The organism is Rhizobium sp. Pop5 (assembly GCF_024721175.1).
Classification (GTDB): Bacteria; Pseudomonadota; Alphaproteobacteria; order Rhizobiales; family Rhizobiaceae; genus Rhizobium.
Genome location: NZ_CP099399.1, coordinates 1,595,917 through 1,609,146, shown reverse-complemented (window position 1 = coordinate 1,609,146; position 13,230 = coordinate 1,595,917). Strand labels below are relative to the sequence as shown.

General features: G+C 61.6%; 13 protein-coding genes. 3 read left to right on the top strand and 10 right to left on the bottom strand.

All coding sequences use genetic code 11. From position 1 onward, the window contains the following. Window positions 1–9: 9 nt before the first annotated feature. The 3 genes from NE852_RS10165 to NE852_RS10155 form a co-directional block, all read right to left on the bottom strand. Window positions 10–1,302, bottom strand: a complete 1,293-nt coding sequence (locus NE852_RS10165; protein WP_008526651.1) for an efflux RND transporter periplasmic adaptor subunit — start codon at window positions 1,300–1,302, stop codon at window positions 10–12. A 259-nt stretch (window positions 1,303–1,561) separates the two neighbouring features. Next, complete coding sequence (locus NE852_RS10160; protein ID WP_008526688.1) at window positions 1,562–1,936, bottom strand: GFA family protein; 375 nt, start codon at window positions 1,934–1,936, stop codon at window positions 1,562–1,564. A gap of 9 nt (window positions 1,937–1,945) precedes the next feature. Next, entirely contained in the window at window positions 1,946–2,155 is a 210-nt protein-coding gene (locus tag NE852_RS10155) for a hypothetical protein (protein WP_008526691.1), read from the bottom strand. 380 nt (window positions 2,156–2,535) lie between these two features. Between NE852_RS10155 and NE852_RS10150 the strand changes: the two genes are divergently transcribed. Further along, on the top strand, window positions 2,536–2,715 hold the full coding sequence (locus NE852_RS10150; RefSeq protein ID WP_008526692.1) for a hypothetical protein: 180 nt from the start codon (window positions 2,536–2,538) through the stop codon (window positions 2,713–2,715). 56 nt (window positions 2,716–2,771) lie between these two features. Here the strand turns inward: NE852_RS10150 and NE852_RS10145 are convergent, their stop codons facing one another. The 5 genes from NE852_RS10145 to NE852_RS10125 form a co-directional block, all read right to left on the bottom strand. Beyond that, window positions 2,772–3,851 carry an ABC transporter ATP-binding protein gene (locus tag NE852_RS10145; RefSeq protein WP_258156473.1) on the bottom strand — a complete coding sequence of 360 codons (1,080 nt, stop codon included), beginning with the start codon at window positions 3,849–3,851 and terminating at the stop codon, window positions 2,772–2,774. A gap of 18 nt (window positions 3,852–3,869) precedes the next feature. Then, entirely contained in the window at window positions 3,870–4,919 is a 1,050-nt protein-coding gene (locus NE852_RS10140) for a carbohydrate ABC transporter permease (protein ID WP_008526695.1), read from the bottom strand. Then, window positions 4,916–5,953, bottom strand: coding sequence for a carbohydrate ABC transporter permease (locus NE852_RS10135; protein WP_008526697.1), 1,038 nt, complete (start codon window positions 5,951–5,953; stop codon window positions 4,916–4,918). Before NE852_RS10135 ends, NE852_RS10140 begins: the two co-directional genes overlap by 4 nt. A gap of 11 nt (window positions 5,954–5,964) precedes the next feature. Continuing rightward, window positions 5,965–7,224: an ABC transporter substrate-binding protein gene (locus tag NE852_RS10130; protein ID WP_008526699.1), complete on the bottom strand. Its 1,260-nt coding sequence runs from the start codon at window positions 7,222–7,224 to the stop codon at window positions 5,965–5,967. 65 nt (window positions 7,225–7,289) lie between these two features. Beyond that, a complete protein-coding gene (locus NE852_RS10125) occupies window positions 7,290–9,806 on the bottom strand; it encodes a hypothetical protein (RefSeq protein WP_258156472.1) in 2,517 nt (838 codons plus the stop codon). Between the two features lie 238 nt (window positions 9,807–10,044). Between NE852_RS10125 and NE852_RS10120 the strand changes: the two genes are divergently transcribed. Continuing rightward, a complete protein-coding gene (locus tag NE852_RS10120; protein WP_258156471.1) occupies window positions 10,045–11,103 on the top strand; it encodes a LacI family DNA-binding transcriptional regulator in 1,059 nt (352 codons plus the stop codon). Continuing rightward, a complete protein-coding gene (locus tag NE852_RS10115; RefSeq protein WP_037171449.1) occupies window positions 11,100–11,627 on the top strand; it encodes an NADPH-dependent FMN reductase in 528 nt (175 codons plus the stop codon). Before NE852_RS10120 ends, NE852_RS10115 begins: the two co-directional genes overlap by 4 nt. Before the next feature lie 17 nt (window positions 11,628–11,644). Here the strand turns inward: NE852_RS10115 and NE852_RS10110 are convergent, their stop codons facing one another. Beyond that, window positions 11,645–12,388 carry an ABC transporter ATP-binding protein gene (locus NE852_RS10110; protein WP_008526716.1) on the bottom strand — a complete coding sequence of 248 codons (744 nt, stop codon included), beginning with the start codon at window positions 12,386–12,388 and terminating at the stop codon, window positions 11,645–11,647. After that, window positions 12,385–13,230, bottom strand: coding sequence for an ABC transporter ATP-binding protein (locus tag NE852_RS10105; protein ID WP_037171454.1), 846 nt, complete (start codon window positions 13,228–13,230; stop codon window positions 12,385–12,387). The genes NE852_RS10110 and NE852_RS10105 overlap by 4 nt, the downstream gene beginning before the upstream one ends.

The following is a 13,230-nucleotide window of genomic DNA, read 5'->3' as shown; positions in this document are numbered from 1 at the left end:
TCTCTCCGCCTAATTCGTCCGCACCGAGGCGTCGGTCACCAGCGCGTCGTTTTCCTTGATTTCGCCGGAGACGACCTCGGTAAATTGGCCATCGGACGAACCGACCTGTATGACCGTTGGTGCCGGGCGACCGTCGCGCAAAACCCAGACACGGCGCTGGGTGCCCGTCAGCGCTGGGCCGGACTCTCTGTTGCGCTGGCGCGGTGGGCCGAAGATGCCTAGGATGCCGCGGCCGCGCCGTTCGGCCTGTGGTGGGGCGTAACGCAGCGCGGCATTCGGCACCATCAGCGTATTCTTGATGGCCTCGACCGTGATGTCGGCCGTCGCCGTCATGCCGGGACGCAGCAGAAGGTCGGCATTGTCGACGGAGAGTACCGCTTTGTAGGTCACGACGTTGTTGACCACTTCGGAGGCAAAGCGGATCTGCTCGATTTCGGCGGGAAAGGTCCGGTCGGGATAGGCGTCCACGGTAAACTTCGCCTTCTGGCCGACGGCGATATGGCCGACATCGGCCTCGTCGACATCGACCTGCAACTCCATCTTTTTCAAGTCGCCGGCAATGGTGAAAAGGATCGGCGCCGACAGCGAGGCTGCTACCGTGGCGCCCGGATTGACGGAACGGGTGAGGATCACGCCGTCGATCGGCGAGACGATCTTCGCCTTGGCGAGATTGACCTCGGCAAGCTGCAGATCGGCCTCCGAGGCCAGCACCTCGGCCTCGTTGATCTGTTTGGCGGCGACGGCCGAATCATACTTGTAGGTGGCGTCGTCGAGGCTCTGCTGGGTGGAGACATTGCTCCTGACCAGGCTCTTCAGTCGCTCCAGCGAAGTGCTTGCCGATTCCAGATCGGCATTGGCCTTGGCAACGTTCGCCTTCGCCGAATTGAGCTTGGCGCGCGAGCTCTTCACGTCCGCCTCGAGCTTGTTCGTATCGAGGAGCGCAAGCACATCTCCCGCTTTGATCGCGCTGTTGTAATCGACGTTGACGTCGCGGACCGTGCCGGAAAGTTCGCTCGATATATCCACCTGCTCGGTCGGCTGCACGGAGCCGGTGGCGGTCACGAGAACCGTCAGATCGCCGTGCTTTGCCGGCAGGGTGGTGTAGCTGACCTCACTGCGCTCCCTGCCCAGGTAGACATAGGCAGCGACCGCGGCAGCAGCGAGAACGAAGAGAAGAACGAGCAGGCGTCCGCGCCAGCGGCGGCGTTTGCCCTGCTTTCCCGAGGCGGCAAGAACCGCCGCGAGGTCAGGCGTTGCGCCAGCCTTTGCTCCGGTTTCGTTGCCGCTTACGATCTTGTTCATGTCGTCCTCGATCAGTCAGTGGCCATCCCGGCCCCGCAGCGAAATAATCACAGCGCAGATGAACCGGCGATTAGCGTTGCCGCCGAACTGGCACGGAATTGCGGATGGGTGAAATGAAATATTGGTAAGAAAAGTCAAGTTTCGATGCACCGGAGCATCTTGCACAAAAAAGTGCGGCGCTTTTGCAATTACCACCTGCGGCAAATCAAAGACCGAGAGCGTGGCAAGCCATCCCGATCGCGACGGCGCTTTTGCGCCCTCAATCCGCATCCTCGGCAAATTGGCTGGCGCCGGGCAAAGGATACAGCCAAAGTTCGCGCCGCTTGATCCAGACCTCGTAGCTGGGCGTAAGGTCGGTCGGCGGAGTGTCGAGGGAGCCCAGACGGACTTCGGCTTCATCATCCCTGAGGCAGAAAAGCCTGCCGCCGCAGGACGGGCAAAAGCTGCGGCCTGCGAAAGTGGCGATCTCGCCGCTGTGGGAAAAAGCCGCGCGCGGCCAAACTGCGAAGAAGACGAAGGCGGAGCCGCTCGTTTTGCGGCAATCGGCACAATGGCAGAGGCCGACACGAAGCGGCTCGCCTTCCACCCTGTAGGCGACCGCCCCGCAAAGGCAGCTTCCGGTTCGGATCTTCATGATGGGCCGTCAGGCGTCGAGACTGGTCGGCAGGCCCGGCGGACGCCGCTTTGCCGCCATCAGCAGGTCGAGTTCGGTAGCAGAAGGGCCGAACTTCTCATAGAGCCGTTTCGCCTCCTTGTCGTCGAGCCGGTATTTCCTGGCAAATTCGCTGATGCTGTAGGGGCGGCCGCGCAACACTCTTCGCGCCGGGGTCGCCGTATTCGGTGCGTCGGTCATGGTTTTCTCCTTTCATCAGGTGCATCTTAAGCTAGAGCGGCATGTCCATTTGGAAAGAGCCGGCGAACCGCAGCAAGACTTGCGGCTCTGGGGATGCATTTGATTTTCCTGGAACCTTTCGCCAGCCGGCACATTTTCAAAATGAGGTTGCGGACCGCGCCAAGCGGACGTGGCGGGGCTGGAGAACATCAGGATTTTTCCGCTTTCTCCCGATGGCCAACGAAATGGCAGGCGAGCTCCCTACCCACCCGGCCCGCTTCCTCGTCCCGTATCCGGCCCACGGATCACGAAATATTAAAACACGGAACGCATGCGCTGGAGCGGGATTGTTTTCATGAGGTCGACGTGGCCTCGAATTGAAGAAACCAAGGAGAAACCAAATGGCAAACCAAGGTGGAACCCACGAACAGCACGTCAAGGCCGGGCAGCAGAGTCACAAGAACGACTCCAACACCCGCAGCGCCTCAAGCGACCGCGACGCGCAGTCCAGCGGAACCCGCGGCGGCAGCCATGAACAGCATGTAAAGGCTGGTCAACAAAGCCACAAGAACAGCCACTAAAGCTGTCCTGATCGTGAAATTCGGCCCGCGCTTCGGCGCGGGCCTTTTTTGTGTCCTCAAGAAAGACGGCGGCCATCCTCGCTGAAGAGATGCAGCATCTCAGGGCCGAGACTGAGCGGGAGGCTGTCGCCCGATTTCATCCGTTGCTGGCCGGCAAAGACCGCGATCAGCTTCTTACCGGCGGCGTCGGCATGAACAACCGTCTCGGAACCCAACTCCTCGACAAGGGTAATGCGGGTGTCCAGCCTGCTCGCGGCACCCGCATCGGCAAGGGTGATGTGCTGCGGCCGAATGCCGATGCTGACCCTCCCGCCCGCGGGGGGCGCCTCCCGCGCAACGACGGAAAGACGATGGCCGCCGACGGTTTCGACCTGCACGAGATCCCCCTCATGACCGACGATCGCTCCTTCCAGAAAATTCATGTGCGGGGCGCCGATAAAGCCGGCGACGAAGCGATTCGCCGGCTTGTTGTAAAGTTCGAGCGGCGTTCCAATCTGTTCGATCCTGCCGCCTCTCAGGACGACGATACGGTTGGCCAGCGTCATCGCCTCGACCTGATCATGGGTGACATAGATCATCGTCGCCTTCAGACGGGCGTGGAGGGCGGCGAGTTCGGCGCGCATGCTCACCCGAAGCTCGGCGTCGAGGTTGGAAAGCGGCTCATCGAGCAGGAAGGCGTCCGGCCTGCGGACGATGGCGCGGCCGATCGCTACGCGCTGGCGCTGGCCGCCGGAGAGCTGTCCTGGACGGCGCTGCAGGAATGGCTCGATCTCGAGCATGCGTGCAGCATCGGCGATCCGCGCTTCGATCTCGGCCTTCGCCACCTTGGTGTTTTCGAGGCCGAAGGCCAGATTCTCCCGCACGCTCATATGCGGGTAAAGCGCATAGGACTGAAAGACCATGGCAAGGCCGCGGTCAGCGGCGGTGATAGCGGTAACATCCTTGCCATCGATGAAAATGCTGCCGCCTGTGGGCTTGTCGAGACCAGCGATAAGACGCAGCAGCGTCGATTTCCCGCAACCGGACGGGCCGACAAAGGCGACGAACTCGCCGTCGTTGACCGCAAGCGAGACATCGCGAATGACCTCGACGGCGCCGAAATTCTTGACGATGTTCCTGAGCTCAAGTCCGCTCATGCACTCTCCTGTTTCATATTATTTCAGTCCGGAGCCGGCGATACCCGTCGTGATGAAGCGCTGCAGGAAAACGAAGATCAGCACGACAGGGATCATCGACACGACGGTCATGGCGAGGATGTAGTGCCATTGGACATTGAGCTCGCCGGCATAAACGTTGAGGCCGACCTGTAGCGTGTAGAGTTCCTTGCGCGAGAGCACGATCAGCGGCCAGAGGAAATCATTCCATCGCCAGACGACCGAGAAGATCGCCAGGACCGCAAGTGCAGGCGCCGACAGCGGCAGGATGATGCGCCAGTAGATCTGCCATTCGCTGGCCTTATCCATGCGCGCGGCGTCGATCAGTTCGTCGGGGATCGTCAGCATGTATTGCCTGAGCAGGAAGACCCCTGTCGGCGTTGCGACCGTCGGCATGATGACGCCCCACAGGCTGTCGAAAAGATCCAGCGTGCCGATCACGGAATAGAGCGGAACGACGATGACCGAAAGCGGCACCATCAGCGTCGCAAGGATCATCAGCATGACGGCGGCACGACCGGGAAACTGGTATTTCGACAGCGCGAAGGCTGCCATTGAATTGACGAGCAAGGTGATGATCGTCGCCACTACGGTCACGAAGACGGAGTTGCGGAGGTACAGGAAGAAATCGAAGCGCTGGAAGGGTTCAGTATAATTGCCGCTGGCGAATTCGACCTTGCGCACCGGCGTGCGGTCCTTGATGTTCGCCTTGACGATTTCACCGGGCTGCTTGGGATCGACCATCTGGCCGATGATGCCAATGCGGCGGACTTCGGCAAGCACGCGGCTGCTGCCATCCGGCATGGCGACGGTGTAAAGCGGCAGCGGCTTGTCATAGCCCGGCACAACAGCCTGTTCGGTAACATAGGGCAGGAAGGACGGCGGGAATTCGGCAAGGGCGGCCGGTGTCTTGAAGGAGGAAAAGACCAACCAGACGGCCGGACCGAACATCAGAAAGACGCCCGATATCAGCCAGATCCAGGTGACCACATCCGTCCAGTGCCAGCCGCGGCCCCGTCGACGGAGTAGAAATGCACCGACAGCACTCATCGTCGCATTCCCTTCTTCTCGTTGCGGGCGCTCACGCCAAGCTGGATCAGCGTCAGAACGACGAGCACGATGCCCATCAGGATTGAGGCGGCCGATGCAAGCCCAGGATTGCGCAATGAACTCGCAAAGCCGGTCTCATAGATATATTGGGTCATGTACATGGTGCTGGTGCCCGGCCCGCCGCCGGTCAGCACGAAGACCTCGTCGAAGATCTGCACGGCGCGGATCAGCGCCAGCACCAGAACGACAATGAGGTTCGGCATCAGCAGCGGCAGCGTGATACGCCGGAAAATGCGGGTCGGGCTCGCCTTGTCCATCGCCGCCGCCTCGTAGAGGTCTTTCGGGATCGCCTGCAGACCTGCGAGCAGGATAAGCGCGTAGAAGCCCATATGCGCCCAAACGGAAACGAAAACGGCGAAGAAGAAGGCCCAAAAACGATCGCTAAGCCAGGAGAACGGTTCGAAGCCGAAGGGGCTCAACGCATAATTCAAAAGCCCCTCGCGCTGCAGGATCCATTTCCAGATCAGCCCGACGACAACGGGAGACAACAGCACCGGAAAGAAGAATACGGCGCGCCAGAAGCCGCGATGGGAAAGCTCGCGATTGAGGATCAACGCCGTTGTCAGCGCTGTGATCAGCATCGCGGAGACCTGGAAGACGACGAAGACGGCTGTGTTGCGCACCGCCGCCCAGAATGTGTCGGCCGCGCAGGTCGAGGGGTCGAGGTAACTGCGGCAATCGAAGAGGATGCGGTACTGGTCGGCGCCGACATAGGTTCTGTTCGGAAGAAAAATGGCGCTGCCGCTTGTCGTCGAATAGATGAAGTTGATGACCAGCGGCAGAAGCACGAAGACGGTAAAGATCAGCATGTTGGGCGCCAGGAAGATGCCCGCCATGCCGTTCAGCCCCGTCAGCTTCTGCCAGGCCCGCATGGGAATATCGACGATCCCCATGAGGAGCCGGACAGGCGCGTGGAGCGCCTGCCGCAGACCGGCTTTCGCCGGCGGTTCGGAAGAAACCGTCTTCGGAGCCATCTGTTCTTCCGTCAGTTGCCGGCGACCTTCGCCTTGATGTCCTCGTCGATGCGGGCATAGGCGTCGTCGAGCTTCATTTCGCCGGCGACCACCTGGCTGATGCGGGCGACGATAGCGCTGTAATAGGCGTCCGACCACTTCCAGCCCGGCAGCTTCATGGCGGGTGCGGCCGTCTGACCGGCCGCTTCGACGAAGGCCTTCAGCGCCGCCTTTACATGCGGATTGTCGGTCTTGAAATCCAGCTGGCCGGCTGCGACGCCCTTATGCGCCGGAATGAACAGGCTGCGCTCGGCGAACTCTTTCTGCACGTCGGCGCCGGCCAGGTAATCCATCACCTTGGCGACATCCTTCGGATTCTTGGTGTATTTGACGGCCACCAGGCCCGCACCGCCCTGCATGCCGGAGCATGCAACCGGTCCGCAGGGGCTTCCCGTTACGACCCAGTCGAAATTATCGCCAATCTTCTGGGCGAAGCCCGAAACCTGCCAGCTGCCGGAATAGAGATAGGCGAGCCCACCATTGATGAAGTCCTCGGCGCCCGAGCGGTAGGTAGAGCCGGCGGCGCTGACCCAGACGTCCTTATTGATGGTGCCGTCCTCGTTCCACTTGACGAAGCGGCTGAGGAAGTCCTTCGCACCCTGGTCGATCGGCGCAGGCTTACCATCGGCGGCGATATAGTTGGCGCCATAGGAGATGTTCGGGCCGGAGACGCGGTGGCCGGAGCGGTCGATCGCCATGGCGAAGACCTTCTGGCTGTCCGCCACCTTCCTGGCCGCCGCCGCCCAATCGTCCCAGGTGGCTTTCGGGCCGGGGATTTCGACGCCCGCCTGTTCGAAGAGCGTTTTGTTGGCAAAACCGCCGGTCAGGGTCAGCTGCGTCATGAAGCCGGTGATGGCGTTCGAGCCATCGGGACGCATCCAGTCAGCCTGGGCGCCGAAATTATCGTCCCAGTATTTCGCGTCGGCGAGGTAGGGACGAAGGTCGAGCCAATGTTGCGCCGGCGCCTTCAGATTGGTGACACGGGCGATATCTGGCCCCTGCCCGGCTTCAAGCTGCACCGGCAGCTGTTCCTTGACGACATTGTAGGAGACCTCGTCGAGGATGACGTTGACGTCGGGATTGGCTTTGGAGAAGCGCGACAGCAGGTCCTTGATCACCTCGCCTTCGCCGCCGTCGGAATACCACATGATGCGCACGTCGCCGGCGTGAGCCGCAACGGAACTCAATAGAACCGCAGCGAAAGCCGCGCCGATCGATTTCATTCTGGTCATTTTCTCCTCCTCCTGACCGATGAATTCCTGCGCCCGGCCGGTCCTCCACCTGCCGGACACCACATTTATGAGGCCGCGCGCCGAGACAGCCTGCCCGGTATCTTGAGATGTACCGCGTCCCCCTGCACCGACCAGTCCGAGGGACGAAGAATACGGCCTTCCGCGCGCACCGTGCCGTCCTCTTCGAAGACGACCTGGCCATAATCGGGATCGACGACGAGCAACGCGCCCTCGCTGTCCCGGCGAGCCGAGAGCCTGCCGAAACGCGACTGCATGCCGTCAAGACCGCCCTCGCGCTTGAGATCCGAGAGACGGACGATCCAGCGGCTTTTTCGACCGGCCAGCTGTAGTTCCATACCGGCGGTCGGACCATTCTTCACCGGCGTCAATTCTCCGCTGCCGATCAGCATCGCCAGACCGCTGCCCGAGCGGGCAAGCGCCAAGTTGTCGTCAACTGCGGTTTCATCGAAGGCCTCGACCGGAAACCATGCATGGGTGAAATCCGGCTGGCCCTCATGGATATCAAAATCGAGGATCGCCAGATCCCGATATTGGTGCACGCGCGGCAACGTTCCACAGCCGCCCCAAAGGCTCGGCCGGCCGTAGCCGAACTGAATGGTTTCCCCAGGATGGTTGATCCAGATCTGCGCTTCCGGCTGGTCGCCGAGGCGCAGGTGCAGTACCGTTTCCTGATAACCCCAGGCGCCGGGGCGATAATGCGCAATCGTGCCGAGCGCGGTATCGCGCGTCTTGTAATGATAGAGGGCGGCGAAGCGGTTCTCGCCTTGGGAAAAGGCCCATTCCTGCGCATCATCGGATTGGTGCATGGCGATGTCGGCAAGCGCCTCGGGGAAACGCAGGCCGTGGTCGCGGATGCAGACAGCAAGCTGCGGCAGAGCGTGGACGCGCCTGCCGTACCAGCCGCGGCCCCAGAGCAGCCGGGCAATTGCAGACAGCTCGACCGAGCGGCCGGGGCGCAGCGTATGTTCGTAGGAGCGGCCCTGGCTGCCGGTCAGCATGCCGTGATGGGCCGAGCGTGCGACGATCTCCATCAGGCGGACGATGCTGGCGCTCGCGCGAGCGCGGATCGTCTCATCCGGCGCGCAGGCGGCAAGCGTCGTCAGGCCTTTGAGGTCGATCGGGAAATAGGGAACGGAATTCCACTCGGCCATTTCCCAGTGCTCGAAATGATCAAGCCAGGCGCGGACACGCGCCTCGCCGACCTGCATCTGTTCGGCGCCGCTGCGGCCGGAACGAACGAAGACGGCATCGGGGAAAAGCCTTCCGCCGAGATAGGCGGCCGTATGGAAAAGAAGCGCGTGGTTCTCCGAGAAATACCACTGGACGTCGTTGCCGGGCTCATCCATCCAGTAGCGGTAGTTGAGAACGGCGTGCTCGATCCTTCCCCGCAGCGCCGGCGACAGTAGATCGCTCCAGCGCGTATAGGCAAAGAGCAGCGGCACCAGCACGAAATCAGCGCAGTCGTGGCAATCCTCGATAACGGGCAGCATGGCCGAGATCATTGCCTCGGTTTCCTCGCCGCCCTGCCCCAGCGCCAGGCGCGCAAATGCGCAGACCGTGTCGGGCTCGGAATGTGCTGCGACCTCGGCAAGCGCCTCGGCGACGCGGTCATCCAGCGCGGCAGGCGCTTCTCCCTGGGGATGACAAACTTCGACGCCGAGCGTGCGGCCGACAGAAAACTCGCCGGCCCTTAATGCGATCCGGAAATGACGGAAATCTGCCGGCATCCGCTCCGAGGTGCCAAGATCAAGCTTCGTCGCCCCTTTCTCCAGCTCGAAATCAAAATCGAAACGTTCGGTCGACATGAAGTCCCCTTCGATCTCGACATGGCAGGTCAGCGATACCGGCAGCGGCTTGGGAAAAAGGATCGTGACATCCTCGCCGAAATAAGCGGTACGGTCGAACCTCATCCCTTCGAGGATCGTCTCCAGCGCGTCCGTATCACCGGCCGCCACGGGAACGGGAACTGATGTTTCGACTTCAGGCCCTTCGAGATAATCCAGCTGCAAATAGAAACGCGCGTCGCGCTCGGCGAGATCGTCGAAATAGACGCGGATTTCGTTGAGGCCCGCAGACAGCTCGACCTCGAAGACTTGCTGGGCTTCGAGATTGCGCTCGTATGGCGCCACGAAGCCCTGCTCGCGGCCGTTAACAAAGAGGATCGCGCCGCCGCAAGTCGACAGCCGGAGCGTCGCACGTCCCGCCGAGCGGGCATCGAGGAAGGTGCGCGCCCAGCAGCCGATGCGCGTCGGGCGAAACCAGAAGCCGGACAGATCGACCCGCGGTGACCCGAACGGAAGCCACCAGCGGGTGGCTTCGAACCCGGCAGCCGGCTTCGGCCGGCGGCCGGAGAAGGATCTCTTGAACTCGGTGCGGCAGGGATATTCATGCGGAATGAAATTCTTCGTCTTGGTGACGAAGAAGAAGGGATCCATTCTGCCTTCCATCGGACGGTCGGCGACGTCATAGCGTTCCTGCCACAGGCTGGAGAGCTGCCAGTAGACGATCGGGCTGTTCTTCGCAGTTGCGCGACGGATATAGGATTGCTGCTCGGCTGCCATGCTTCAGCCCGCGTTGGAACAGTGGGAGCATAATGTCGTCCGAAGATCGCTGACACGTTTCGGCATCATGCGCAAACCTTCAGAATCCGGGCGAAACGCCGGCGTTTTGACTGCCCGTCAAGCCGCATCTTCAGCCTCCCTGCTTTGTTGCGGACTCCTCGCGGCAATTGTGCATAGGCATTCCATTTGCGCAATCTGAAAGATTTTTGCATAAAGGAAGAGGGAGCGAGGAGACGCGATGGCAGCGGAGCAGAAAAAAGGCAGGCGCACGCGCCTCGATGACATCGCCGCCAGATGCGGCGTTTCGATCAGCACCGTGTCGCGGGCGCTCGCCGGCGAAAAGGGTGTGAGGCCCGAAATCCGCAAGCTGGTGCTGGAAACGGCAAGCGCTGTCAGTTACGCCCTGCCGGCAAGCGTTGCGGGCAAGAAGGTCATGCTGGTCGCCTCTGGCGCGGCAATGATCGATTATGTCCGCAATCAGTTCACGCTCTACGTTCTCGAAGGATTGAATGCGCGGGCGGCCGCTCTCGGCATCGAGGTGGCGATGCGCCCCGTCGCCGATCGGGCGGATGAAGCGCGTGTCGTTGCCGAGATGCGTGATGATGCAAGCTTCGGCGGCATGCTGATCCTGACTGTCGACGAGGAGGATATGCTTGCCGCAGCCGCCGATCTCGGAAAGCCCGTAGTGCTCGTCAACAGCGACGATCCCTATATGCGGCTTTCAAGCGTGACGCCTTGCAACCGTTCGGCCGCCTTCATCGCCGCGGAGCGGCTGATCGAAGCCGGTCACGAACGCATCCTGTTCATGCTGCGCCCGGGGCGACGGACGATCGAGCGGCGTCTGGAGGGATGGCGCGACGCGCTGCAGCATCACCGGCTGAAAGCCGATGCCGATCTGGTGCTCGAGGTCGACGACTGGCTGCCGGATCTCGGCGCCGAGGCGATTATCCGGCTCGTTCGCCAGAAGGGGCTGTTTTTCACCGCCATCCTGACGGCCGGCGATAGCCTTGCCGACGGCGCCGTGCGCGGATTGCAGGCGATGGGTTACGCTGTGCCGCATGATATCTCCGTCATGGGCATAGACGACCTGCCGCAATCGGCCTTTCTCAATCCGCCGCTGTCGACGGTGCATATTCCAATGCGAGAACTCGGCGCCACCGCGCTCGATCTGCTGCGCGACATGATGCTCGGCCTTGCGATGCCGCGGCGGCGGGTCGAGCTCTCCTGCCATCTGGTCGAAAGGGGCAGCGTTGCCGCCATCAGCCGCCTAAAGCCGGAGGTTAGGCCAACACCATGAAATTCCTGGCAATATCCGGAAGTGCTCGCAGAGCCTCTACCAACACGGCCATGCTATATGCTCTTCAGTCGGTTGCCGGCCCGACACATATGGTCTCGGTCTACGATCGCATCGGTGAACTTCCGGTCTTTTCTCCCGATCTGGAGTCGGAGCCGCCGCTCGAAGTGGCGGCGCTTGCAGAAGCCATTGCGGATGCGGATGGACTGATCCTGGCTAGTCCCGAATATATCAGGTCAATCCCCGGCGGGCTGAAGAACGCCATCGACTGGCTCGTCTCGCGTCACGAGGTGATCGGCAAACCGATCGTGCTTGCGCACGCCTCCCATAGAGGAGATGACATGCTGCGCCAGCTTCGCGTCGTTCTCGCGACACTCAGCGATCGGTTCAACGAAGATCTCTTCCTTCGGATTCCTTTGATGAAGCTTTCGCCGAACGAGATCTCCGAGCAGCTTTCGGAGCCTCGGCACCAGAATGAGATGCGCCAGTTCCTCGACGCTTTCGCAAGCTATTGCGAAGCGGCCTGATGTAGCAGCTCGATCCGTCAAGCTTCCATGAAACTCGCCTCGAACAGCTCCCGCGCATAAGCGTCATGCGTCGTGCCGGTCTGCAGATCCTCTTTGGAGAGTTCGTCCACGAAACCGCCGTTCTTCATGATCAGCACCCGGTCGCACATATGGGCGATCACCGCGAGGTCGTGACTGACGAGCAGATAGGTCAGTCCTTTCTCCTCTCGTTGGTCGGCAAGCAGGTTCAGGATTTCAGCCTGGACCGAGACATCGAGCGCCGATGTCGGCTCGTCGAGCAACAGGATCGGCGGTGACAGGATGAGCGCGCGGGCGATCGCTACACGCTGCCTCTGACCGCCGGAAAGCTCGTGCGGAAAGCGAGTTGCAAAACTCGCCGGCAAGCCCACCTGGATCAAGGCTCTTTCAACCTTCGACCAGATATCGGAATGGCGCATGGCGCGCAGGGGCTCGGCCAATGCGGTGCCGATACGATGACGAGGATGCAGAGATCCGTAAGGGTCTTGAAACACCATCTGGGCGATGGTCAGTTCCTCGCGGGAACGCTTCTTTCCGATCGGCTTTCCGCCGAGCTCGATCTGGCCCGTCCAGCCACTCTCCATCCCGGCGAGGCAGCGCAGCACCGTCGATTTGCCGCATCCGGACTCACCGACGATGCCGAGTGTTTCGCCAGGGTTGACCTGAAAGCTGATGCCCCTGACGACATGGTTCCTGTTCTTGCCTGAGGCGAAGGCGACATCGAGGTCACGCACATCGATCATTGCGCCGTCTCCAGATCGAGTTTCGTCCTGTCTAGAACCGCAAGCCGGCGAACCGGATTCTTCGGATCGGGCAGCGCTGATATCAGCCCGCGGGTATAGGGATGGCGGGCCTCTTCAAGACTGGTCAGGGTTTCGACGATCCGACCGGCATACATCACAATGATGCGCTCGCAGAATGCCGCGACCATGCGAATGTCGTGGCTGATCAGGAGCAGGCCCGAATTGTGCTCACGCACCAACTCATCGAGCAGCAGGAGCACGTCCTTTCGGACGCTGACATCGAGCGCGGAGGTCGGCTCGTCGGCGATGACAAGCTTCGGCCGCGCCAGCAGCATCATCGCGATCATCACACGCTGGCCCATGCCGCCTGAAATCTGGTGAGGATAAAGCGCCGTGACCCGCTCCGGATCGCTGATGCGCACGCGCTCCAGCATGGCCCGGACAGCTTCCTGCGCCTGAGCGCCGCGAAGGCCGAGGTGAAGGCGCGCGGCTTCCGCGATCTGCTTGCCGATCGAGAGCACCGGGTTCAGGGAATAGCGCGGATCCTGCATGATCAGCGCGATGTCCTTGCCGCGAAGTGCGCCCATCTGACGCTCTGTCTTCGAGAGAAGCGAACTGCCTGTCAGATCCAGGCACTCGGCAGAAACCACGGCGGCCGGCGGCAGAAGGCGCATGACGGCGCGGCCGGTCGTGGACTTACCGGAACCCGATTCGCCGACGATGCCGACACGTTCGCGCCCGACGTCGAAACTGACGTTGGAGACGGCGGGAACCGCCCCTCGCCCGAAACGGACGCTCAAGTCCTTGACTGAAAGCACAGGCCGGAGATCACGGTCTTGCAT